Raw genomic sequence first — 22,383 nt, 5'->3', positions numbered from 1 at the left:
GCGACGCAGGGCGCTGCCGCGGAGACGGTGATGGCGGGCACGGCCCGCGCGGCCGTCGTGCGGGACGACGGTCGAAGGTCCGGGCGACGGGCGCACGCGGACGGTCAGCACCATACGCGACGGCCAGTGGCCGGGCAACCGCACTGCGGGACAAAAGCGACGAAACGCGGGGAATCGGGGTGTTTCGCGACAATTGGTCGCAACGGGGCTGGCCGTTGCCGCGTTACCCCGCGTGCCGCGCCCCGAACGCCTGCCTGATCCGCGCAAATACTCCGTGCTGCGCGATCCATTCCGCATACGCGCGATAGTCCGGGTCGCGCATCAGATGACGTTCTTCGGTCTTCGCCCGCGTGTAGTAGATCAGGTTGACCGCGACGAGCCCCGCGCAGTGCATCAGCCCGACCTGCCAGCCGAGCGGCTCGACGAACGGCACCGACACCATCCAGTACGACAGGTTCTTCGTGATGTATGCCGGATGCTTCGTGAAGCGATACGGGCCCGACGTGATGATCCCGCGGTTCGTCAGGTTCGAGAAACGCAGCCCGAACGAGATCGTCGACAGCGCGTACGTCATCAGCAGCAGGATGATCACCGCGCCCCAGATCACGCGCAGCGTCGGGGCGGACAGCAGCCAGTTGTCCCAGAACAGCGAGCCTTCGTAGCGGATGTAGTTGTTCGAGATCAGCGACCAGAACGGCTGGTAGCACATCAGCGCGGCGACCCAGCCGAGCGTCGTCGGTTCGACGGTGCGCACGTGGCTGTCGAGGATGCGGAACGTGCACAGATAGCCGACGGTGCCGAACATCAGGTCCATCGTGAACGACAGGTCGTACAGGAACACGAACGTCGCGAGCGTCATCGGCGCGTGCATCGCGTTGGCGAGCGACGCGCTCAGGTGATCGGCATCCTTCGACAGGTACACGGTCATCAGCGGCAGGAAGAACGCCTTCACGCCCCAGCCGGCGAGCATCTCGCGCACCGGCTGCCAGCTCGCGGGCTTCTCGCGGCGGAACAGGAAGCGGCCCCACAGCAGGTATGCGTCGTCGGTCTCGCGCTGGTGCCGATCCATCCACGCGAAGTAGAACGGCGCGGCGACGATCACGTACGGCGCGAGCGAGCGCAGCAATGACCAGAACGGCAGGTAGAACGCGCCGTGATATTCGGGCAGCAGCCAGTAGATCATGCCGATGCCGGCATAGATCGATGTCAGTGCGCCGAGCCGCGTCGCGACGCGGGCGAGCCCGAGCGGCCGCACGGCCTGCCGCGACAAGCCCGCGCTCGGCCGCAGGTAGACCCGCGAGATGAAGATTTCGTGCAGCGCGATCGTGCCGATGATCGCGACGCTGGCGATGACCGCGCGCGCGGCGGCGTCGAGGCCCGGCTGGTCGCGCGTGATCCACAGCGCGAACAGGCCGGCCGCGATGCCGAGCAGACCGGCGCGCAACGGCGTGGCGGAACGGGGCGGGCGGTCCTGGACCGCGGCGATGCCGTCGATGGTGGAGTTCATGATCGTATCCTCGTCGGGATGACGGCCGGCGCCCTCGCTTCGCGGGTGGCGCCGGCCGTCGGCCGGGCTTTGATTTGGTATGTGCCCGGCCATTGGCCTGTGGTTGTGATGCGTGACGCGTTACTTCTTGGGGACGGTGCCGCCGAGCAGGCCGCCGAGCAGGTTCGTCACCGGCGCGAGCAGATTGGTCGTGCTGCCGGCGGCGCCGGTGGAACTGCCCGTCAGGCCGGCGGCGACGGTACCGCTGCCGGACGGCGTCGTCACCGTGCCGGCCGCGCCGCTCGGGCTGGCCGTGCCGACTGCGCCCAGCGAGCCGGCCGCGGAGGTCAGCGAACCCGTCAGCGTGCCGACCGGACCGCTCGTCAGCGCACCGCCGAGGTTGCCGGTCAGGTTGCCGCCCGGCGTCGTGACCGTGCCGGTCAGACTCGCGCCGAGCGGCGTCAACGCGTTGACGAGGCCCGTGACCGGCGCCAGCAGGCCGCCGATGCCCGAGCCGCTGGTGCCGCTCGTACCGCTCGTGCCACTCGTGCCACTCGTACCGCCCGAACCGAGGCCGCCGAGCGCCCCCGTCACGGTGCCGAGCAGGCCGGTGATCGGCGCGAGCGGGCCGCCGCTGGTGCCGCTCGTTCCGCTGGTGCCGCCGGAACCGCTCGAGCTGCTGCCGCCGCCGAGCCCGCCCGTCAGCGTGCCGAGCAGGCCGGTGATCGGTGCGAGCGGGTTGGTGCCGCTGCTGGAGCTGCCGCTGGACAGCAGGCCGCCGCCCGATGCGACGGTGTTGCCCAGCTGCGACACGTTGCCGCCGATGCTCGTGCCGACCGGGTTGCCGGTCGCGCCGCCTACCTGCGAACCGGCGAGGCCGAGGCCGCTGCCGAGCGTGCTCAGCAGGCCGCTGAGCGGGGCGCCGAGCAGGGTGACGTTGCCGAGCGTCTGCGTGGCGCCCGGCGTCGTGACGCCGCCGGTCAGCGTGTTCGTGATCGGGTTGATCACGCTGCCGAGCTGGGTCTCGAGCTGCTGCACCGGCGCGCTGTTCAGCGCGGTGTTCAGCGCCGAGGCGGTCGAGTTGACCGCGGTGCCGACCGTGTTGACGAGACTGCCGACCAGCGTCGTCGCCGGCGCGAGCGGTGCCAGCGGACCGGTGCCGAGGCTCGTCACCGCATTGCCGAGGTTGTTGACGGCACCGCCGGCGCCGGTCAGCAGGCCGGTAGTCGACGTGAGCGTCGGGCCGAGCGGGTTCGGCGACACGCCGATCGAGCCGAGGCCGGCCGCGACGCCGTTGCCGAGCGACTGCACGCCGTTGCCGAGGCTCGCGACCGCGTTGCCGACGCTGGTGGCGGTGGTGGGGTTCGTGCCGGGAATCTGCACGCCGCCGATCTGCGAACCGCCGTTCGCGACTGACGTGCCGAGGCCGGTGACGAGCGTGCCGGTTTGCTGGAGGACGTTGCCGAGCGGGGTGACGTTGGTGCCGGAGGTGCCCGACGTGCCCGAGGTGCCCGAGGTGCCGGAAGTGCCCGACGTGCCGGAAGTGCCCGACGTGCCTGAGGTGCCCGAAGTGCCCGAAGTGCCCGAAGTGCCCGACGTGCCGGAAGTGCCGGAAGTGCCGGAAGTGCCCGACGTGCCTGAGGTGCCCGACGTGCCTGAGGTGCCCGACGTGCCGGAAGTGCCCGACGTGCCGGAAGTGCCCGAAGTGCCCGAAGTGCCCGAAGTGCCCGAAGTGCCCGAAGTGCCCGAAGTGCCCGACGTGCCCGAAGTGCCCGAAGTGCCCGAAGTGCCGGAAGTACCCGAGGTGCCGGAAGTACCCGACGTACCGGACGTACCCGAGGTGCCCGACGTCCCGGATGTACCCGAAGTACCCGACGAGCCGCCGCCGGACGTGCCCGAACTGCCGCCGCCGGACGTCGAGACGTTCCCGGACCCGCCCGAAGTCCCCGACGTCCCGGACGTACCCGAGGTACCCGAGGTTCCCGACGTGCTCGGCTTGACCGACGGCGTCACCGGACCGTCGACCGAGCCGCAGCCATACAGTGTGACGAGCGACATGACGGCCAGCGATACCGTCGTTTTCTTGAAGTAGTGATGCATGGTGCCCTCGACATTGGAAGTTGTGCCCGGGCGATTACTGCAAATTTCGCGCCATGGCATTTTTCGCGCGACGCGCCGGCGCTTTGTTGCGGGAATCGGGAAGATCGGCGCGATTTAAACGGAGGAATGGCGGTTTGACGCGAGTGACGCGACAGTCGGGCCGCAACCGGCTGCCGTGATGTTCCCGTCAGCCGCCGTAACGCGCGGCGGATGTTACGTAGCGTTCGACCGGGCGCGACGGATCGCCGGCGCCCGCGCCCGGAACGCCGGCTCTTTGACGAAACGCGCGCGCGCCGCGAACATGACGCGAACCTCAACCGGCCGTCGAGGCCGCGCCGACGCGGTCACGACGGCCATCACCCGATCGGACAGGACATCGACATGAGCGAACAGGACAGGGAACGAGGCAAGGCGCGACGCGCCGAGGTCATGGGCGACGCATTCGTCGAGCGCGCGATGCGCGACCTCGACGGCTTTTCCCGTCCGCTGCAGAACTGGCTGAACGAGCACGCATGGGGCAGCACCTGGCAGCGCGGCGGGATCGACCTGAAGACGCGCAGCCTTTGCACGTGCGCGATGCTGGCGGCGCTCGGCCGCGGCACGGAGCTGAAGGGACATATTCGCGGCGCGCTGAACAACGGCGCGAGCCTCGTCGAGATCCGCGAGGTATTGCTGCACAGCGCGTTGTATGCGGGCGCGCCGGCCGCGGTCGAAGCATTCCGCAGCGCCCGCGACGTGCTGTCGGAGCTGGGGCTGTCGGTACCCGACGACGACGCCTGATACCGGCGCGGCGTTGGATGCCCCGCGCGGAATCAGGCCTCGCTCCGCTGCCGCGCCCTACGCCGTGCGCACCGGCTGCGCGGCGCCGTCGACCGGCGCGGCAGCGACGTCGAGCAGCCAGTCCGCGGTCGCGTCCGGCATCGTGACCGGCAGCATGTGCCCGCCTTCGACCACCTTCAGCCGCACGCGCGCCGACTTCTGCGCGAGCGCGTCGCCGTGCGTGCGCCAGTTCAGGATCGGATCGGCGCGCCCGTACAGCACGTCGACCGGCAGCGTCAGTTCCGCGTAGCGCCGCTCCATCTCGGGCAGGTCGACGGGCGCCGACAGCAAGTCCGTCGCGGTCGCGTAGAACACGTGCGGGCGCAGCCCGAGCAGGCCGCCGCCCTTCACCGGGAAGTCGCGCGGCACGGCTTCCGGCGCGAACACCTGCCGGACGGCGCCGCGACCGGTCAGGATCGTCAGCGGGATCGCGAAGGTCCACGACACGAAGCGGCGCACGAGCGGCGACGGCAGCAGCAGCGGCTTGAACGGCGCCGGCGGTTCGGTCTGCTCGTGCGACAGCGGCGCGATCAGCGCGAGCCGGCTCACGCGCTCCGGATGGTTCAGGCCGACCGCGAGCGCGATCGCGCCGCCGAGCGAGTGGCCGACGAGCACCGGGCGGTCCAGCTTCAGCGCGTCGATGAACGCGGCGATCGTGCGGGCCTGCGCGAACACGTTCGCCTGCGAACCGGCGCCGCGCAGCGAACGGCCGGCGCCGGGGCGGTCGACGAAGATCACGCGATGGTGCTGCGCGAGCCGCGTGAGCGGCAGGTATGCGAAATTGCGCCACTGCCCGGCGAGCCCGTGCACGAACACGATCGGCGATCCGCTGCCGTACTCGACGTAATGGATGCGATCGCCGCCGATGTCGACGAAGCGGCCTTCGGGCGGAAACGCGCGCGTGACGCGCCGCGCGACGTAGCCGGAAAACAGCGCGAGCGCGGCGAGCACCGCGGCCGCGCCGAGCAGCACGTTCTGGATCAGATGAAGCGTATGGCTCATGTCGGCCTCACGGGTTTCAGCGGGTTTCGAGTACGGGTTCGCGAGCCGGCGCGGCGGCCGCGCCGGCTTTTGCGCGGCGTTCGAAGTGCATCGCGGAATCGGCGAGCCCGCTGAACTTCAGCGACGCCAGATCGAGCACGTAGTTCTGATGGAACTTCCACGGCTTGCGGTGCCCCTGCTTCGGCAGGATGCCGGCCGCGCGCTGGATGTACCCGGAGCTCAGGTTCACCGCCGGCACGTCGCCGAGATCGCCGGGCCCGAGCCGCGGCACGCAGGTGTCGTAGCCGTGCGCGCGCATGTGATTCAGCAGCCGGCACACGTAGCGCGCGATCAGCTCGGCCTTGAGCGTCCATGACGCATTCGTGTAGCCGAACGACGACGCGAGGTTCGGCACGTCGCTGTACATCATCCCTTTATAGGACACCGTTTGCGGCAGGTCGACCGCGCGGCCGTCCACCGTGACGCGCGCGCCGCCGAGCATCTTCACCTTCAGCCCCGTCGCGGTGACGATCACGTCCGCATCGAGTTGCTGGCCGCTCTTCAGCTTCAGGCCGGTCGGCGTGAAGCGCTCGATCTCGTCGGTGACGATCGATGCGCGGCCCGCGCGGATCGCCTTGAACAGGTCGCCGTTCGGCACGAGGCACACGCGCTGGTCCCACGGCATGTAGCGCGGCGTCAGATGTCTCGCGACGTCGAAGCCGGGGCCGAGCTGCCTGGCTGCCGCACGAATGATGAACCGCTTCGTGCGCTCGGGCTTGCGGCGCGACACGTTGTACAGGTACATCGTCAGCAGCACGTTCTTCACGCGCACGAACCGGTGCGCGAGTCGCGACGGCAGCACGCGGCGCAGCGCGTTCGCGATCTTGTCGCGCGCGGGCAGCGACACGATGTAGGTCGGCGAGCGCTGCAGCATCGTCACGTGCTGCGCGTCGGCCGCCATCGACGGCACCAGCGTGACGGCCGTCGCGCCGCTGCCGATCACGACGACGCGCCGGTTCGCGTACGACAGGTCCTTCGGCCATTGCTGCGGGTGCACGATGCGGCCTTCGAACGATTCCATCCCGGCCCAGTCGGGCAGGTAGCCGCCGTCGTAGTCGTAATAGCCGCTGCACATGTACAGGAAGCGGCACGTGTAGACGAGCGTGTCGACCGCGCCGTCGCGCGTGCGTTCGACGCACACCGTCCAGCGCGCGCGGTGCGAATCCCAGTCGGCGGCGACGACCTTCTGGCCGTAACGGATCGTCTTGTCGATGTCGTACGCGCGCGCTGTGTCGCGGATGTAGTCGAGGATCGTCTGGCCGTCCGAGATCGCCTTGTCGCTGTGCCACGGGCGGAAGCTGTAGCCGAGCGTGAACATGTCGGAATCCGAACGGACGCCCGGATAGCGGAACAGGTCCCACGTGCCGCCGATCGCGTCGCGCGCCTCGACGATCGCGACGCTCGCGTACGGGCAGCGCTTTTGCAGGTGATACGCGGCGCCGATGCCGGACAGGCCGGCGCCGACGATCAGCACGTCCAGGTCGCGGCTGTCGCCGGTGGCGGGCGGCGCGTCGCGCCGGTCGGTCGTCGTCGAGGTCATGCGGAATCCTTGGTCGGGGTGGTCGCGAGCGCGTGCGGCGCGGGCATGCGTTGTGCCGCGCAGACTTCGCTCCGGCGAAGGTTGCGCGCACGGGCGCGGCGCACGTGGCGCAGCACCAGCCGCTGATAGCCGGCCCCGAGCAGGCGCGCGAGCGTGTCGAGGCGGCGCGCGTCGGCGCCGACGAGCACGCGGCGCGCGTTGCGCTCGACGCCGGCGAGGATCTGCCGCGCGGCGTCGTCGGCGGTGGTCGCGTTGATCATGCGGTTCGCCTGGCGGCGGTGAGTCGCTTCGTCCTGGCCCGTCAACGCATGAATGCTCGTGTCGACGCGGCTTGCATCGACGATGTTGGTTGCCACGCCGCCCGGATGCACACACGTCGCGCTGACGGGCGCGCCGTCGAGTTCGAGCTCCATCCGCAACGCCTCGGTGAAACCGCGCACCGCGAACTTGGTCGCGTTGTACGCGCTCTGCGTCGGCATCGCGATGAGCCCGAACAGGCTCGACGTGTTGATCACGTGCCCGTCGCCCGACGCGCGCAGATGCGGCAGGAACGCCTGCGTGCCGTGCACGACGCCCCAGAAGTTGATGCCGACGATCCATTCGAGATCGGCGACGCTCGCGGTTTCGGCACTCGCGGCCAGCGACACGCCCGCGTTGTTGAAGATCAGGTTGACCTTGCCGTGTTCGGCGCGCACGAAGCCGGCCCACGCGAATACGGCGTCGCGATCGGCGACGTCGAGCCGGCGCGTGCTCGTGCGCACGCCGTAGGTTGCGCAGGCGGCCGCCGTGCCCGCGAGCCCGACGTCATTGACGTCGGCGAGCGCGACTTCGCAGCCGCGCCGCGCGAGCTCGACCGCGAGGCTGCGGCCCATGCCCGAACCGGCGCCCGTGATCGCGGCGACCTTGCCGGAAAAACCTTTCATCCGTTGTCCCTCCCGTTCCGCTTGCGCCATGCCGGCGGCGCTTCTATTGTGGTGTTGTTCGTCACCACTTTAGTTTTCCGGCGTCCTGATGTCAAATAGCGAAATGGAGAAAGCACTCGAAACGGAAAAACGGGGCCGCGCGTACGGCGGCGTCGCGCCCGAGGTACGGGCCGCGGAGCGGCGCGACGCGCTGATCCGCGCGGCGACGCAGGTATTCGGCACGGTCGGCTTTCGCAAGGCGACCGTGCGGTCGATCTGCCAGGAAGCGAAGCTCAACGATCGCTATTTCTATGCGGCGTTCGACAGCACCGAGGATCTGCTGCGCTGCACGTACCTGCATCATGCGCAGCGGCTGCATGACGCAGTCGCGCGCGCGGTGGCCGAGCGCGGCGGCGATCTGACCGAAAGCGTCGACGCGGGGCTCGCCGCGTTCTTCGCGTTCCTGCGCGAGCCGTGCGCGGCGCGCGTGCTGCTGCTCGAAGTGATGGGCGTGAGTGCGGATACCGACACGACGTATCAGCGGATGCTGATCGACTTCGGCAAGCTGATCATGGCGATCGGCGCGACGCGTGAGCCCGTGACGCCCGCCGAGCGCACCGAGCAGCGGCTCGTCGGGCTCGCGCTGGTCGGCGCGATGACGAACGTCGGCGCCGCATGGCTGCTGACCGGCTATCGCGATCCGGAGGCGCAGATGATCGCCAGTTGCAGGAAGGTGCTGCTCGGGACGTTGCGGGAAGCCGGGTAGGGCGGGGCTATGGCGCGCCGTCATCGCTGCAGGAGACTAAATTCGGACTACGATCGGTCCGATTGCGGCGAATAAAGTGGGCGTTCGATGAAATTTTCGACCCAGGTCAAACCGATCAGCTATCTCGATAGTCATGCGGCTGAAACCGTCAAGGACATTTCCGAGAGTCGTGAACCGATGCTGCTCATCCGGAACGGCGAGGCAAAGCTCGTCGTCATGGACGTCAAATCGTATGAGGAACACGACGAGACGCTGGCGTTGCTCAAATTGCTTGCGCTGGGCAATCGAGAGATCGAAAACGGTCACTTTCGTTCTGCCGACGACGTGTTCGCGGATCTCGACAAGGATGACGATCGGTGACGCTTTCGATCGTATTTCTTCGCTCGGCGGAAGACGATTCGAGGGCATTGAAGCGTTACGTCGCATCGAGTTTCGGTGCGACGACGTGGCAGGCGAGCTACGCCGAGATCAAGCGGGCGGTTGCCGCCATTCGCACCTTTCCAGATTGCGGCGGCATTCCCGAGGAACTGACGAATGTCGGTCTGACGCAGTACCGGCAGATCATCGCCGGCATGAATCGCATCATCTGTCAGGTTCGCGGCGATACGGCCTATGTCCATATCGTTTGCGATACGCGCAAGGATCTGAAATCCTTGCTCATGCGTCGGCTTATGAGCGCGCATCAAGGGTTCGTGCATGCGCGCTCCACGGGCAGTCCCGTACGAACCGTCGCCACCCGCCACACTGGTCGACGAACTTGCGCCCCTCCTGTGATTGCTGACGGATCCGCACCTGCCGGATACGGCACGGATCAGCCCTTTCTCGCAGTTTGTCGCATCGGTCGACGCGTTGCGTGCGCGTCTCATGAGCAGCGCATGCACGCGAATGGGGCAACACCGCACGCGTCAGCCGCCGGTGCGCCTCGGCCGCGTCGTCCTCGCCGGTGCCGCGGGCCGTGTTTCGCCGATTCCCGCCTTCATCGCGTCGATGAACGCACGCACCTTCGGCGACGGCAGCCGCGTCGACGGATACACCGCGTGGATCCCGGCTCGCGCCGAACGCCACGCAGGCAGCAACCGCACGAGCCGGCCGGCCGCGAGATCCTCCGCGATCGAGAAATCCGTCAGCAGCCCGAAGCCGCCGCCGGCGAGCGCGATCGCGCGGCAGGCCGTCGCGGTGTTCGACACGATCGGCGCGACGCAGCGCACCGATGCATGCGCGCCGCTCGCGTGGTCGAGTTCGAGCGTATGCGGGCGGGGCAGCGTCGACAGCATCACGAACGGCAGCGCAGCCAGCGCGTCCGGATCGCGCGGTAGCCCGTGCCGCGCGACGAACGCCGGGCTCGCGACGACCCACTTCTCGTATTCGCCGAGCTGCACCGCGCGATAGTTCGAATCCGCGAGCCGGCCGATGCGGATCGCGACGTCGATGTTGTCCGCGACGAGATCGACGACGCGGTCGTTCGCGATCAGTTCGACGTCGAGCCCCGGATGCGCGTCGCGCAGCGCGACGACGGCCGGCGCGACCACCAGCGCGCCGTAGTCGATCGGCACGCTCGCGCGCAGCGTGCCGCGCAGCGGTCCCGCATCGGACGACACCGCGTCGAGCGCCGATTCGGTCGCGCGCACGATGTCTCGGCACGCGTCGTAAAACACGCGCCCCGCATCGGTCACGCTCAGCCGCCGGGTGGTGCGCACCAGCAGGTTCGCGCCGACCTCGGATTCGAGGCGCTGCATGTGCGTGCTGACCACCGTCTTCGCGAGGCCGAGCCGTTCGGCCGCGGCCGTCAGCGAGCCGGCATCGACCACGGCGACGAAGATCGCCAGCCGGTTCAGGTTCACGTCGCGCAGGTCGGCCATCGTCGATTGTCCTATGAGAGCGGATAATGTTTCAGCGATTATCCGTCTTCTGGATGCGAACGGCGAGCGCTACGCTCGGGTTGTTCGTCGCCGATTCCCGGCGCCGCGAGATCCAGGAGCCTGTCCATGTCCGCAGCCAGCAAGCCCGCCCGTCCGGTTCGTGTCTATTCGTTCCCGCTGTCGGGGCATGCGCATCGCGTCCGGCTGTTCCTGTCGCTGCTCGGGCTGCCGTTCGAGACCGTCGACGTCGACCTCGCGGCCGGCGCGCAGCGCGAGCCGGCGTTCCTTGCGCTCAATCCGCTCGGCCAGGTGCCGGTGATCGACGACGACGGCATCGTGCTCGCCGATTCCAACGCGATCCTCGTCTACCTCGCGAAGCGCTACGGCGACGCGCACTGGCTGCCCGACGACGCAGTCGGCGCCGCGACCGTGCAGCGCTGGCTGTCGTACGCGGCGGGGCCGATCGCGTCGGGGCCGGCGGCCGCGCGGCTCGTCACCGTGTTTCGCGCGCCGCTCGATCACGACGCGGCCAAGCGCACGGCCGCGAAGGTGCTCGGCGCGATCGACGGCGAACTCGCCGGCAAGCCGTTCGCCGCCGGCGCGCAGCCGACGATTGCCGACGTCGCCGCGTACACGTACATCGCGCACGCGCCGGAAGGCGGCGTGTCGCTCGAACCGTATCCGCACGTGCGCGCGTGGCTTGCACGCGTCGAGGCGCTGCCGGGCTTCGTCGCGATGCCGGCGACGCGCGCCGGCTTGCTCGCCGCCTGAAGCCGCATCTTTACCGGGAGAACGCAATGATCGCGCCGACCGCCGCCGTACCGGGTTGGGAGCTCGACGATGCACCGTTTCATGCGGGCGAGCTCGCCGCGCAGCAGCGCGCGGGCGTGGCGGAAGCCGCGAACGCGGCCGGCCGGCGCGGGATCCGGCGCTTCATGCCGGATCAGCACCGGACGTTTTTCACCCAGCTGCCGTTTTTCGTGCTCGGCGGCGTCGATGCGCACGGCCAGCCGTGGGCGACGCTGCGGGTCGGGATGCCCGGCTTCGTGACGGCGCCGGACGCGCGCACGCTGCGCATCGGCGGCGACGCGCTGCCGGGCGATCCGCTCGCCGGCGCGTGGCGGCCCGGCGCGCCGCTCGGCGGGCTGGGAATCGAGTTCGATACGCGCCGGCGCAATCGCGTGAACGGCGTCGTGCGCGCGGTCGATGGCGGCGCGCTGACGATCGCGGTCGAGCAGAGCTTCGGCAACTGCGCGAAGTACATCCAGGCGCGCCAGCCGACGTTCGTGCCGCGCGACAGCAGCGCCGCTGTCGGCACCGACGTGTCCGATCGGCTGAGCGACGCGGATCGCGCGTTGCTCGCGCATGCCGACACGTTCTTCGTCGCGAGCGCGAATACGTTGGACGATGCGGGCGCCGCACGCGGCGCGGACGTATCGCATCGCGGCGGGATACCGGGCTTCGTGCGCGTCGACGACGCACACACGCTGACGACGCCGGATTTCAGCGGCAACCGCTTCTTCAATACGCTCGGCAATCTGCAGCACGATCCGCGCGCGGGGCTGCTGTTCGTCGATTTCGACAGCGGCGAGCTGCTGTATGTCGCCGCGCGGGCGGAGATCGTGTGGGACGGGCCGCTCGTCGCGTCGTTCGACGGTGCGCAGCGGGTCGTGCGGTTTCATGTGCGCGAAGTCCGGCGCACGCGTGGCGTGCTGCCGTTTCGGTGGTCGGCGGTCGAGCCGGCGCCGCAGTTCGTGCGGAAGGCGGTGGATAGCGCGGAAGGAGCGGCGGCATTGGTTCGGCCATCGGCGTCGGCTTCGGCATCGGCAACGACGACCACCCCCGCGGGGGTGTCCCCTTCGAACTGGCGCTCGCTGCGCATCGCGAAGATCGTCGACGAAGCGCGCGCAATCCGTTCGTTTTACTTCGAACCGGCGGACGGCCGCGCGCTACCGGCTTACGAAGCCGGTCAGCATCTGACGCTGCGCGCGGCACTGCCCGACGGCGATGCGCCGGTGATCCGCAGCTACACGCTGTCGGACGCGCCGGGCGCGCTGCAGTACCGGATCACCGTGAAGCGCGAAGGACGCGTGTCGTCGTGGCTGCACGACCATGCGCGAGCCGGGATGACGCTCGATGCGCAGATGCCGCGCGGGCGTTTCACGTTCGACATCGCGAGCCCGCGTCCGGCCGTGCTGGTATCGGCCGGCATCGGCATCACGCCGATGATCGCGATGCTGCATCGCGCGCTGGCCGACGACACGCCGTCGCGCCGGGTGGTGTTCGTGCACGGCGCGCGCGAGCCGGCCGACCGGCCGTTCGCGGCGGAGTTGACGCGCGTCGCGGCCGCCGACGCCCGCGTTTCGCTGCACTGGTTCGACAGCCGGCCGCAGGCCGACGGCGCCGCGCGGCCGCGCCGCGTCGATATCGCAGAACTGAAGCGCCTCCTGCCGTTCGACGACTACGACTTCTACCTGTGCGGACCGTCCGCATTCATGCGCGATCTGTACGACGGGTTGCGCGCGCTGAACGTGCGGGACGAACGAATCCGCTTCGAGGCGTTCGGCCCGTCGAGCATCGTACGTCGCGCGAACGCTGCGACAGGCGCCCCGCTGGTGGCAAGCGTGCCGGTCGTGTTCCGCCGCACCGCGCGCGACGCCGCGTGGACGCCCGCCGACGGCACGCTGCTCGAATTCGCGGAGGGCCAGGGCGTCACGGTGCCGTCCGAATGCCGGTCGGGGTCGTGCGGTACGTGCGCGACGCGCGTGCTGTCCGGTGCGGTCGACTACGTGCAGCCGCACGATGCCGACGTCGAACCCGGCTGCGCGCTGCTGTGCGTCGCGCGACCGGCCGAAGGAGCCGCGCAGCCGCTCGTGCTCGACCGCTGACAGGCGAGCGGCCGGCACGCGGTCGCGCAGCGCCACGCCGCGCAAAATCCGCGCGCAACTGCTTCTTTTCCGAAGGGCCGTCGGAGCGACGATAGCGTCAACCGATAGTTGAAAGGCGCAAGATCATGAAACTGTTCGGCATGATCCGCCTGGTCCTGTGGAGTTTCTTCGGTGTGCGCGACAGCGGCGCGCATGCGGCCGATCTCGCGAACGTCAGCTTCACGCTGCTGCCGCTCGTCGCGACCGTGCTCGCGGTGCTGGTCGGCGTGGTGATCTGCGGCGTCGTCCATTTCGTCGTCGATCCGACCGCGACGATGCAGGGCTTCCGAATCGTCGCCGGTTCGCGCGCGAGGTGCCGCGCTGTTTCTGCTTCGCGCGATCTGACCGGCACACTGTCGCGCCGCCGCCGGCGGCGCAGGTCGCGGCGACGAGGTGACGATCAGCGTCGCCGCATCGTAAGACCCGCCTGATGGCGTTCTCCGCCATCGCTCGTTCCATCCGATTCGCCGGCCCGCAACGCCGCCCAAGGTAAAATGCGCGCCAAGCCGCGCTGTCGCGCGCGACGGGCATGCCGCCGTTCCGATGAACGGCGCGCGCAAACGCCCGGCGCTCGCGCCGCGGCGTCCGAAGCGTCCCCGCACGACAAGACCTCGACGCAGCCGCTATCCGGCAGGCGTCCAATCCGAGATGGATCGACGCCGGCGTCGGCGCCCGGCGCATCGTCCGGATCCGATGGCTCATCCCGCGCTTTCCCGATCGATCGGCACGCATGCGGCCGAACCGTTCGGGTCATCCGACGAATGCCGTGTCGACGCGTATGCGCGGCGATCGGCGCGGGCAGTGACGCGTGCATGCGCGAGGGCGCGCTTGGCCGTCGCGTGACGGGCGTGCATGACGGGTTTCGAGTGTTTCGACAGGGTCGAGTGGCGAGTTTTTCCATCCAGAACGATGACGGTGAATAGAACAACAGCGGCGCGCGTACGGCGGCGGCGCACGAAGGTCCGGCTTGGCGTCGGTCTCGGCATCACGCTTTTCGCGGCGCAGACGGCCGCGGCACAGGGCGACGCACCGGCCGCCGATGCGGCAGGCAGCGCGACGCTGCCGGCGATCACGGTCAGCGGCGAGCGCGGCAGCGCGTTCCGCGTGCGCGAAGCGTCGGTCGCGGGGCTCGACGATGCGCCGCTGCGCGACACGCCGGCGTCCGTCAGCGTCGTCACGCGCGCGCAGCTCGACGATCAGCAGGCGAAGCGCCTGAGCGACGTCGTACGTAACGATGCATCGGTCGTCAACGACTATGCGCCGGTCGGCTATTTCGAAGGCTTCGCGATCCGCGGCTTTCCGGTCGATCTCGCGAGCGCGATCCGGATCGACGGGCTGACGGTGTCCGGCGAGCAGAACGTGCCGCTCGAAAACAAGGAACGCGTCGAGATCCTGAAGGGTCTCGCCGGCATCGACAGCGGCGTGGTGGCGCCGGGCGGCGTGATCAACTTCGTGACGAAGCGTTCGGCGAACGTCGCGAGCGTGACGGCCGGCATCGACAGCCGCGGCTCGACGTCGGCGGCCGTCGATCTCGGCCGCCGCTTCGGACCCGACCATCAGTTCGGTTTCCGGATCAATGCCGCGAAGGAGAACATGCACTCGTACGTCGACGGCACGAACGGACGGCGCACGTTCGGTTCGATCGCCGCCGACTGGGACATCGGCCCGCGCGCGAGCCTGCAGCTCAATGCGGAATTCCAGCAGTGGATCCAGCGCTCCGCGCCCGGCTATCAGCTGCTCGGCGGCACGGTCGTGCCGTCGGTGAAGACGGCGTCGAAGGCGCTCGGCACGCAGCCGTGGGCGAAGCCGGTGACGACCGACGCGCTGAACCTGAACGCGCGCTTCGACTACCAGTTCAGCGACGACTGGAAGGCCTACGTCGCCGCCGGCCGCAGCCGCACGATGATCGACGACAACAGCGCGTTCGCGTACGGCTGCTATTACGCGGCGAGCTGCGCGGCCGGCGCGACGTCACCGTTCTTCTTCGGCGCGAACGGCGACTACGACGTATACGACTTCCGCAGCCCCGGCGAATACCGCCGCAACGACGACGTGCGCGCCGTGACGACCGGCCAGTTCGCGACAGGCCCGCTGCGCCACGAGCTGACGCTCGGCGTGAGCGTGCAGCGCCGCGTCGTGCACATGGCGGATGCGGTGTACGACTACGTCGGCAGCGAGAACATCTACGGGCCCGACGTCGCGTTTGCGCCGTCGCCGAATACGCCGGGGCCGTCGTATCCGCGGCTCGACGCGTGGCAGTATGGCGTGTTCGGGCTCGACCGGATCAGCTTCGGCGAGCACTGGCAGGTGCTCGCGGGCGGCAAGGAAGTGTTGCTGCGCCAGCGCAGCTGGGACAGCATCGACGGCGACGCGGCGCACACCGACCGCTCGGTGTTTCTGCCGCAGGTCGCGCTCGTCTACAAGCCGGTGAACGCGCTGTCGCTGTACGCGTCGTACAGCAAGGCGCTGTCGCTGGGCGACCAGGCGCCGGTGCGCGCGACCAACGCGTATGCGTTCCTGCCGCCGGTCGAATCGCATCAGGTCGAACTCGGCGCGAAATACGACTGGCTCGACCGGTTGAGTCTCACGGCCGCCGTGTTCTCGATCAGCAAGCCGTTCCAGTTCGCCGACCCCGATGCATCCGGCACGAGCTATACGTTCGTGCAGCGCGGCACGCAGCGTCACCAGGGGATCGAGCTCGGCGCGGCCGGCCGGCTCACCGAGCGGCTGTCGCTGACGGCCAGCGCCGCGGCGATTCGGGCGCGCGCATACGATTCGGGCTCGCCGGCGTACGAAGGACACCAGATCATCAACGTGCCGGCGCTGCGCGCGTCGCTGTATGCGGATTACGCGGTGCCGGGCGTCGCGGGCCTGAACATGCTCGGCGGCGTCGAGTACAGCGCGGGCCGCAACGCGAACGAAGAGGGCACGGCGCGCGTGCCGTCGTGGTTCGTGTTCAATCTCGGCGCGCGCTATACGACGAAGATCGGCGGCCATCGTACGGTGCTGCGCGTGTCGGTGGACAACCTGTTCAACAAGTTCTACTGGCGCGACGCGGGCGAGCAGCAGGGCGACGCGTACCTGTTTCCGGGCGCGCCGCGCACCGCGCGCGTATCGTTGACCTATGATTTCTGACCGTCCGGATCCGGCCGCATGACGTGCGGCCCCGGCAGCCTACCAGGAGAGCACAGACGATGTCCCCACTCGAAATCGCCGGCGTGATCGTCAGCGCGCTCGCGATCTGGCTGACCGCGAAGCGGCGCATGCTGTGCTGGCCGGTCGGGCTCGCGTCGGTCGCGCTGTACGGCTGGATCTTCTTCGATGCGAAGCTGTATTCGGACATGCTGTTGCAAGGCGCGTTCGCGGTGCTGCAGGTGTACGGCTGGCGCCGCTGGATCGCGCAGCGTACGTTCGAAGCGAGCGGCGGCGCAGCGGCGCCGCAAGGCGACGTCGCGCCCGTCACCGGCGTGCGGCCGCGCCAGATGCTGCCGGACCTGATCGCGGCCGTCATCGGCAGCGCGCTGCTCGGCGGGATGATGGCGCGCTGGACCGACGCGGCGCTGCCGTTCGTCGATGCGTCGCTGACCGCGTTCAGCCTCGTCGCGCAATACTGGACCGCGCGGCGCTACATCGCGTCGTGGGGGCTCTGGATCGTCGTGAACGTCGTATACGTCGGGATGTTCGTGTTCAAGGAACTGTATCTGACGGCCGGGCTCTATGCGCTGTTCATCGCGCTGGCCGTGATCGGCTGGCGCGACTGGAGCCGCACGGCACAGGCGCTGCGCGCAACGGCGGGCGCGGCCGGCTGATCGCCGGGCCGCGTCACGGACCGATTCACTACGGAGCAACGTCGTTCATGTCATTTCCACTGGAGCCGGACGCACGTGCAGCGCGCGACGCCGCCGACACGCGCGACGTCGCGCCGCCGCAGTTCGGCGTCGACGGCGAGCAGGCCGAACGCGACTGGCCGCTGATGACGCACGACGAAGTCGCCGGCGTGCTCGCGCGGATCGACGGCGTCGGCGCGCCGGCACGGCTCACGTGGCACAGCCCGCGGCCCTTCTCGGCGGCCGTGCTGGTGCGCACCGCCGACGAGCGCGCGCTGTTCGTCAAGCGTCATCACGCGAGCCTGCGCGATGTCGCCGCGCTCGACGAAGAGCATCGTTTCATCGCGCATCTGCGCGAGCGCGGCGTGCCGGTCGCCAACGTGCTCGCCGGCCGCGACGGGGCGACTGCGTTCGCGTCTGGCGACTGGACGTATGAAGTGCATGTCGTCGCACCCGGCGTGGACGCGTATCGCGGCGTGATGTCGTGGAAGCCGTTCGCGCATCCGTCGCATGCGTACGCGGCCGGCCGGGCGCTGGCCGCGCTGCATCGCGCGTCGGCCGGTTACGACGCGCCGGCGCGGCCCGTGCGTACGCTGCTGTCGAGTTTTCGTGTGCTGTCGTCGGCCGATCTGGCGGGCGCGCTCGAGCGCTGGGTCGACGCGCAGCCGCTGCTGGTGCGCGCGCTCGGCGCGCGCGACTGGCGCGGCGACGTCGCGGACGCGATCGGCCCGTATCACGCGCGCCTCGTGCCGCTGCTGCCCGCGCTGCCGCCGCTGTGGACACATGGCGACTGGCATGCGTCGAACCTGCTGTGGACGGACGCGGGGCCCGGCGCGCAGGTGCGGACCGTGCTCGATTTTGGCTTGTCGGATCGCACGTGCGCGGTGATGGACGTCGCGCTCGCGATCGAACGCAACGCGATCGACTGGATGGCGCCGGCCGATGCGCGCCGCGTCGAATACGAGCAGATCGATGCGCTGCTCGACGGCTACGAATCGCTCGAACCGCTGAGCGACGACGCGTACGCGGCGCTGGTCGCGATGCTGCCGATCGCGCATGCGGAGTTCGCGTTGTCGGAGGTCGCGTATTTCGGCTGTATCGTCGATGCGCCGGATATCGTCGATATCGCGTACGACGGTTATCTGATCGGGCATGCGCGATGGTTCGGCGGGCGCGACGGGCGGCAACTGCTGGACTGGCTGGTGCGGCGCCGGCGCGCGAAGTAAGGCGTCCGTGAACTGCACTTCGTGCCGTGCGGCGCTCGCGCGGCGCGCTCACTGAAGCCGCCCGATTGCCTGACCGCCGACGCGGGATGCCGCACGACGGTACGTTGCCGCGCCGAACACCTTGGAACTGCCGAAGGTCGAGGCAATCGACGCGGACGTTTGATGCGAGCGTTCCGGCCCCTCGGCCCGCCCGCTTCGGCTCACACCTGCGCGAGCGCCTGGTCGAGGTCGGCGAGCAGGTCGTCGATATGCTCGATGCCGATCGACAGCCTCACCGTTTCCTCCTTCACGCCGGCTTTCGCGAGTTCGACCGGCGACAGCTGGCGGTGCGTCGTCGACGCCGGATGCGTCGCGAGCGACTTCGTGTCGCCGATGTTGACGAGCCGCGTGAACAGCTTCAGCGCGTCCTGGAACTTCGCGCCGCCGTCGCGGCCGCCTCGCACGCCGAACGTCAGGATGCCGGGCGCGCGGCCCGACAGATAGCGTGCGACGAGCGGATGATCGGGGTGATCGGGCAGCCCCGCGTAGTTCACCCATTCGACGTGCTCGTGACGCGCGAGATGTTGCGCGATATTCAGCGCGTTGTCGCTGATGCGCTCGACGCGCAGCGCGAGCGTCTCGATGCCTTGCAGGATCTGGAACGCGTTGAACGGCGAGATCGCCGCACCCATGTTGCGCAGCGGCACGACGCGCGCGCGGCCGATATACGCGGCCGGCCCGAATGCTTCCGTATAGACGACGCCGTGATAGCTGACGTCGGGCTCGTTCAGACGCTTGAAGCGGTCCGCATGCTGTGCCCACGGGAACTTGCCCGAATCCACGATCGCGCCGCCGAGGCTCGTGCCGTGGCCGCCGAGATATTTCGTCAGCGAATGCACGACGATGTCCGCGCCGTGTTCGAACGGGCGCAGCAGATACGGCGACGGCACCGTGTTGTCGACGATCAGCGGGATGCCGTGACGATGCGCGACATCGGCGAGTGCGGCGATGTCGGTGACGTTGCCGAGCGGGTTGCCGACCGATTCCGCGAAGATCGCCTTGGTGCGCGCATCGATCAGCGGCTCGAACGACGCAGGTTCGCGCGGATCGGCGAAGCGCGCCGTGATCCCGTATTGCGGCAGCGTATGCGCGAACAGGTTATAGGTGCCGCCGTACAGCGAGCTCGCGGACACGATGTTGTCGCCGGCTTCCGCGATCGTCTGGATCGCATACGTGACGGCCGCCTGGCCCGACGCCAGCGCGAGCGCGCCGATTCCGCCCTCGAGCGCGGCGATCCGCTGCTCGAGCACGTCCGTCGTCGGATTCATGATCCGCGTGTAGATGTTGCCCTGCACCTTCAGGTCGAACAGGTCCGCGCCGTGCTGCGTGTCGTCGAATGCGTACGCGACGGTCTGGTAGATCGGCACCGCGACCGCGCGCGTGGTCGGATCGGGGCGATAGCCGCCGTGCACGGCGATGGTTTCGAGGCGCCAGTTCGAAGAGGCCTTCCCGGTCATGGGTGCTCCGTCTGTTGTTGTGATCGTCGGGCGATTATAGGAGCACGCCGTTGTGCGCTTTAGAACGAATGGTGCGTTGCTTATGGACGTGGGGCGCATGGCACGCCGTGCCCCGCCGGCGAAAGTGCGCGATGGACTCCCGATCCCGATCAGCTGACGCGACCCTCGCGCGTCAGCGCGGCTCGTCGGGCGCGCTGGCCGTGCGATACAGCCGCGGCCACTGATCCACGGACAGTCCGTTGCACGCGCCGTGCATCGCGATATCGTTCAGCACGAAGCGCTTGCCGTCGAACACCCACGACGCGCTCGATCCGCAATCGCCGGCGCCGCGCACGCGATCGACGCTCGACAGCGTCGCGCGCGCGGGATCGTAGCTCGCTTCGGTCAGCTGGTTCGAGAACGATGCTGGATCGAGCCCGGCGCTCGCGTGTTCGCCGAAGTCCAGCGGCGCCGGCGCATACGGCGCGGTGCGATGGACGCGATACCACAGGTCGGTATGGTTGTAGGCGCTGCTCGTTTCGCATGGAATCGACACGATCGCGTCGGTGGCCGAGATCGCGACCGCGGACGCCGTCTTGCGCCGGTCGTTCATCGACATTTCGTCGCCCGCATCGGCCGCGCAGCGCTTCACGCTGCCGGCGAATTTGTCGAACGCCGCGTCGACGAGCGGGCGTTGTTCCGCGGGCGTGAGGTCGGCCGCACGCGGCGCCGGAACGGGGGCGGGCGGCAACGCCGGCGCGGCCGGCACCGACGACGCGGGCCGCGTGCCCTTGCGCAGCAGCGCGGTGACGGTGCCGATCCGGCCTTGCGTGTCGTCGATCAGCAGCAGCGCGGCATTGAGCCCCGACAACGAAACACGCGGCGTGCGCGCCGCGGCCGGGTCGCCGAAATTCAGCATCTGCGCGCTGTGCGACACGGTCAGCCAAGCATCGACCGTCGCCGGATCGCTCGTGCGGATGTGGAACGGATAGACGTCGTCATCGTCGTCGCGCGTTTTGGCGACGGCGTGCCACTCGGCCGGCAGCGCATCGAACGGCCGGCTGTCGGCGCGCGCGGTGCGCAGATCGAGCGGCGCCGATGCGAAGACTTCCAGCGACGGGCGTGCATCGGGCCCTGCGTCGCGCGTGAGCCGCACGATCATGCCGGCGCGCGTGCCGTCGATGTCGTCGTTGCCGCCTTCCGCGATGCAGCGGTTCGCGTTGTCGCACACGACTGACCAGTTCTTGAAGTCGCGCGCAACCGGATGTTGCGCGGGATCGTGCGCGGTGGCGGGCAGCGACGCGGTGAGCAGGGTGACGGCGACCGCAAGCGGGAGATGACGAAACATGATGGTTCGTATCGGCGATGACGGGAGAGGGGAGGACGTCCGGCTGCTGTGGTTGCAAGCGCATCGTAAGTGCGCGATGCGAATCGATGCGAATCGATGTGAATCGGCGCGGCCGGACGGCTATGAGTATACCGCTGCCGCGACGACGATTCGTGCGAGCAGGCCGGACGAAAGCAGAAACGGGAACGGCGCGATGCCCGCAGGCATCGCGCCGTTCGTTCGTCAGCGTGCGTCGTAATCGTGTGTGAAAACTTCGACTGCTCATGGCGGCGCGGCAGCTGTTTCCGGCGACGACGCACGCATACTCACGTGCGGCAGATCGTGATGATTTCCGCGCTGGTTGCTGCGTCAAACGGCGCGTGCTCCCAGTCGCCGTACCAGTCCGTCGACGAAAACCCCGCCGCCGCCACGCGTGCCTGCAGATCGCGCTGCGTGATGAAGCGCAGCCGGCTCGTGCTTTTCAACTGCATGTCGTCGCGACGGAAGCGGTAATACGTGTCGAACGACACGATGGAGCCGTCGACGGCGATCAATTCATGATGCAACTCCACGCTGCCGAATTCGGGCGATTCGATGCGGGATGCCGACGCCTGCGGCGTCCAGTTGCGCCACGGCTCGACGCGCGGATTGCGTGTGTCGAACAGGAAGCGGCCGCCGTCGGCCAGCACGCGCCGCACGCCGCGCAGCGTTGCGTCGATGTCGGCGTCGGTCAGCAGGCACTGGAACGCGTGGCCGGTCATCACGACGGCGTCGAACGGCGCACCGGGCGGCAGGCCGTCGAGATCGCACGCGAGCCAGCGCACCGCATCGGCGCCCGGCTGGCGTCGCGCATGGTCGATCATCGCCGGTGCCGGATCGATCGCGACCACGTCGTGCCCGGCCGCCGCGAGCCGGCGCGCGAACGTGCCGGTGCCGCAGCCGAGATCGAGAATCCGTTGCCGCGCGGCGCCGATGCACGACGTGTAGAACGCGAAGTCGCGATCGCCGGCGTTGAACAAGTCGTAGACCGCGACGAGGCGTGGGTCGCTATAGAGGCGCTCGCCGGAAGGTGCCGGGCCGGACGTCAT

18 protein-coding genes and 1 pseudogene are annotated in these 22,383 nt (G+C 69.2%); 10 read left to right on the top strand and 9 right to left on the bottom strand.

Annotated elements, in window-relative coordinates:
- Positions 1-223: 223 nt before the first annotated feature.
- Positions 224-1,507 carry an isoprenylcysteine carboxylmethyltransferase family protein gene (locus BSE24067_RS14535; RefSeq protein WP_151065376.1) on the bottom strand — a complete coding sequence of 428 codons (1,284 nt, stop codon included), beginning with the start codon at positions 1,505-1,507 and terminating at the stop codon, positions 224-226.
- 120 nt (positions 1,508-1,627) lie between these two features.
- Positions 1,628-3,586, bottom strand: coding sequence for a collagen-like triple helix repeat-containing protein (locus BSE24067_RS14530; RefSeq protein WP_174904786.1), 1,959 nt, complete (start codon positions 3,584-3,586; stop codon positions 1,628-1,630).
- Positions 3,587-3,967: 381 nt separating this feature from the next.
- Between BSE24067_RS14530 and BSE24067_RS14525 the strand changes: the two genes are divergently transcribed.
- A complete protein-coding gene (locus tag BSE24067_RS14525) occupies positions 3,968-4,366 on the top strand; it encodes a carboxymuconolactone decarboxylase family protein (RefSeq protein WP_151065374.1) in 399 nt (132 codons plus the stop codon).
- 57 nt (positions 4,367-4,423) lie between these two features.
- Here BSE24067_RS14525 and BSE24067_RS14520 read toward each other — a convergent pair whose 3' ends face one another.
- The 3 genes from BSE24067_RS14520 to BSE24067_RS14510 are packed head-to-tail and all read right to left on the bottom strand — an operon-like array spanning position 4,424 to position 7,909.
- A complete protein-coding gene (locus BSE24067_RS14520; protein ID WP_151065373.1) occupies positions 4,424-5,407 on the bottom strand; it encodes an alpha/beta fold hydrolase in 984 nt (327 codons plus the stop codon).
- Positions 5,408-5,423: 16 nt separating this feature from the next.
- Entirely contained in the window at positions 5,424-6,986 is a 1,563-nt protein-coding gene (locus BSE24067_RS14515) for a flavin-containing monooxygenase (protein WP_151065372.1), read from the bottom strand.
- Positions 6,983-7,909 (bottom strand): SDR family NAD(P)-dependent oxidoreductase, encoded by a 927-nt coding sequence (locus BSE24067_RS14510; RefSeq protein WP_151065371.1) that lies wholly within the window; start codon positions 7,907-7,909, stop codon positions 6,983-6,985. The genes BSE24067_RS14515 and BSE24067_RS14510 overlap by 4 nt, the downstream gene beginning before the upstream one ends.
- A gap of 88 nt (positions 7,910-7,997) precedes the next feature.
- On the opposite strand from BSE24067_RS14510, the gene BSE24067_RS14505 reads away from it, so the two are divergent.
- Together BSE24067_RS14505 and BSE24067_RS14500 are read left to right on the top strand one after the other, a co-directional pair.
- The gene (locus BSE24067_RS14505) at positions 7,998-8,654 is read left to right on the top strand and encodes a TetR/AcrR family transcriptional regulator (protein ID WP_151065370.1); all 657 of its coding nucleotides are present in this window, start codon (positions 7,998-8,000) and stop codon (positions 8,652-8,654) included.
- An 87-nt stretch (positions 8,655-8,741) separates the two neighbouring features.
- On the top strand, positions 8,742-9,014 hold the full coding sequence (locus BSE24067_RS14500; protein WP_151065369.1) for a type II toxin-antitoxin system Phd/YefM family antitoxin: 273 nt from the start codon (positions 8,742-8,744) through the stop codon (positions 9,012-9,014).
- A gap of 545 nt (positions 9,015-9,559) precedes the next feature.
- Here the strand turns inward: BSE24067_RS14500 and BSE24067_RS14495 are convergent.
- Positions 9,560-10,513, bottom strand: coding sequence for a LysR family transcriptional regulator (locus BSE24067_RS14495; RefSeq protein WP_151065368.1), 954 nt, complete (start codon positions 10,511-10,513; stop codon positions 9,560-9,562).
- 126 nt (positions 10,514-10,639) lie between these two features.
- Between BSE24067_RS14495 and BSE24067_RS14490 the strand changes: the two genes are divergently transcribed.
- The 6 genes and pseudogenes from BSE24067_RS14490 (at position 10,640) to BSE24067_RS14465 (ending at position 18,493) form a co-directional block, all read left to right on the top strand.
- Positions 10,640-11,284, top strand: a complete 645-nt coding sequence (locus BSE24067_RS14490) for a glutathione S-transferase family protein (protein ID WP_151065367.1) — start codon at positions 10,640-10,642, stop codon at positions 11,282-11,284.
- Between the two features lie 26 nt (positions 11,285-11,310).
- Positions 11,311-13,401: a pyridoxamine 5'-phosphate oxidase family protein gene (locus BSE24067_RS14485; protein ID WP_151065366.1), complete on the top strand. Its 2,091-nt coding sequence runs from the start codon at positions 11,311-11,313 to the stop codon at positions 13,399-13,401.
- A 125-nt stretch (positions 13,402-13,526) separates the two neighbouring features.
- Positions 13,527-13,727: pseudogene (locus tag BSE24067_RS32525) on the top strand (DUF2970 domain-containing protein); the annotation flags it as partial.
- A 622-nt stretch (positions 13,728-14,349) separates the two neighbouring features.
- Complete coding sequence (locus BSE24067_RS14475) at positions 14,350-16,575, top strand: TonB-dependent siderophore receptor (RefSeq protein ID WP_151065364.1); 2,226 nt, start codon at positions 14,350-14,352, stop codon at positions 16,573-16,575.
- Between the two features lie 59 nt (positions 16,576-16,634).
- The gene (pnuC, locus tag BSE24067_RS14470; protein ID WP_151065363.1) at positions 16,635-17,249 is read left to right on the top strand and encodes a nicotinamide riboside transporter PnuC; all 615 of its coding nucleotides are present in this window, start codon (positions 16,635-16,637) and stop codon (positions 17,247-17,249) included.
- 47 nt (positions 17,250-17,296) lie between these two features.
- Complete coding sequence (locus tag BSE24067_RS14465; RefSeq protein WP_151065362.1) at positions 17,297-18,493, top strand: phosphotransferase enzyme family protein; 1,197 nt, start codon at positions 17,297-17,299, stop codon at positions 18,491-18,493.
- A 200-nt stretch (positions 18,494-18,693) separates the two neighbouring features.
- Here BSE24067_RS14465 and BSE24067_RS14460 read toward each other — a convergent pair whose 3' ends face one another.
- Both BSE24067_RS14460 and BSE24067_RS14455 read right to left on the bottom strand, forming a co-directional pair.
- Positions 18,694-19,989, bottom strand: a complete 1,296-nt coding sequence (locus tag BSE24067_RS14460) for an O-acetylhomoserine aminocarboxypropyltransferase/cysteine synthase family protein (RefSeq protein ID WP_151065361.1) — start codon at positions 19,987-19,989, stop codon at positions 18,694-18,696.
- Between the two features lie 172 nt (positions 19,990-20,161).
- Positions 20,162-21,316, bottom strand: coding sequence for a DUF1176 domain-containing protein (locus BSE24067_RS14455; protein WP_151065360.1), 1,155 nt, complete (start codon positions 21,314-21,316; stop codon positions 20,162-20,164).
- Here BSE24067_RS14455 and BSE24067_RS14450 point away from each other — a divergent pair.
- A complete protein-coding gene (locus BSE24067_RS14450) occupies positions 21,315-21,554 on the top strand; it encodes a hypothetical protein (RefSeq protein ID WP_151065359.1) in 240 nt (79 codons plus the stop codon). The two genes, BSE24067_RS14455 and BSE24067_RS14450, sit on opposite strands and share 2 nt — an antisense overlap.
- Before the next feature lie 67 nt (positions 21,555-21,621).
- On the opposite strand, the gene BSE24067_RS14445 is transcribed toward BSE24067_RS14450, so the two are convergent.
- A complete protein-coding gene (locus BSE24067_RS14445; protein ID WP_151065358.1) occupies positions 21,622-22,383 on the bottom strand; it encodes a class I SAM-dependent methyltransferase in 762 nt (253 codons plus the stop codon).

Origin of the sequence: Burkholderia latens, from assembly GCF_902499045.1 — a bacterium.
Classification (GTDB): Bacteria; Pseudomonadota; Gammaproteobacteria; order Burkholderiales; family Burkholderiaceae; genus Burkholderia; species Burkholderia latens.
The sequence above is the reverse complement of the archived record's forward strand: the minus strand, read 5'-3'. Positions and strand labels throughout refer to the sequence as shown.

Excerpts from the sequence above, each read along its gene's own strand:
- BSE24067_RS14535 (WP_151065376.1), bottom strand. The coding sequence starts at position 1,507 with ATGAACTCCACCATCGACGGCATCGCCGCGGTCCAGGACCGCCCGCCC.
- BSE24067_RS14530 (WP_174904786.1), bottom strand. The coding sequence starts at position 3,586 with ATGCATCACTACTTCAAGAAAACGACGGTATCGCTGGCCGTCATGTCG.
- BSE24067_RS14525 (WP_151065374.1), top strand. The coding sequence starts at position 3,968 with ATGAGCGAACAGGACAGGGAACGAGGCAAGGCGCGACGCGCCGAGGTC.
- BSE24067_RS14520 (WP_151065373.1), bottom strand. The coding sequence starts at position 5,407 with ATGAGCCATACGCTTCATCTGATCCAGAACGTGCTGCTCGGCGCGGCC.
- BSE24067_RS14515 (WP_151065372.1), bottom strand. The coding sequence starts at position 6,986 with ATGACCTCGACGACGACCGACCGGCGCGACGCGCCGCCCGCCACCGGC.
- BSE24067_RS14510 (WP_151065371.1), bottom strand. The coding sequence starts at position 7,909 with ATGAAAGGTTTTTCCGGCAAGGTCGCCGCGATCACGGGCGCCGGTTCG.
- BSE24067_RS14505 (WP_151065370.1), top strand. The coding sequence starts at position 7,998 with ATGTCAAATAGCGAAATGGAGAAAGCACTCGAAACGGAAAAACGGGGC.
- BSE24067_RS14500 (WP_151065369.1), top strand. The coding sequence starts at position 8,742 with ATGAAATTTTCGACCCAGGTCAAACCGATCAGCTATCTCGATAGTCAT.
- BSE24067_RS14495 (WP_151065368.1), bottom strand. The coding sequence starts at position 10,513 with ATGGCCGACCTGCGCGACGTGAACCTGAACCGGCTGGCGATCTTCGTC.
- BSE24067_RS14490 (WP_151065367.1), top strand. The coding sequence starts at position 10,640 with ATGTCCGCAGCCAGCAAGCCCGCCCGTCCGGTTCGTGTCTATTCGTTC.
- BSE24067_RS14485 (WP_151065366.1), top strand. The coding sequence starts at position 11,311 with ATGATCGCGCCGACCGCCGCCGTACCGGGTTGGGAGCTCGACGATGCA.
- BSE24067_RS14475 (WP_151065364.1), top strand. The coding sequence starts at position 14,350 with ATGACGGTGAATAGAACAACAGCGGCGCGCGTACGGCGGCGGCGCACG.
- pnuC (WP_151065363.1), top strand. The coding sequence starts at position 16,635 with ATGTCCCCACTCGAAATCGCCGGCGTGATCGTCAGCGCGCTCGCGATC.
- BSE24067_RS14465 (WP_151065362.1), top strand. The coding sequence starts at position 17,297 with ATGTCATTTCCACTGGAGCCGGACGCACGTGCAGCGCGCGACGCCGCC.
- BSE24067_RS14460 (WP_151065361.1), bottom strand. The coding sequence starts at position 19,989 with ATGACCGGGAAGGCCTCTTCGAACTGGCGCCTCGAAACCATCGCCGTG.
- BSE24067_RS14450 (WP_151065359.1), top strand. The coding sequence starts at position 21,315 with ATGATGGTTCGTATCGGCGATGACGGGAGAGGGGAGGACGTCCGGCTG.
- BSE24067_RS14455 (WP_151065360.1), bottom strand. The coding sequence starts at position 21,316 with ATGTTTCGTCATCTCCCGCTTGCGGTCGCCGTCACCCTGCTCACCGCG.
- BSE24067_RS14445 (WP_151065358.1), bottom strand. The coding sequence starts at position 22,383 with ATGACGTCCGGCCCGGCACCTTCCGGCGAGCGCCTCTATAGCGACCCA.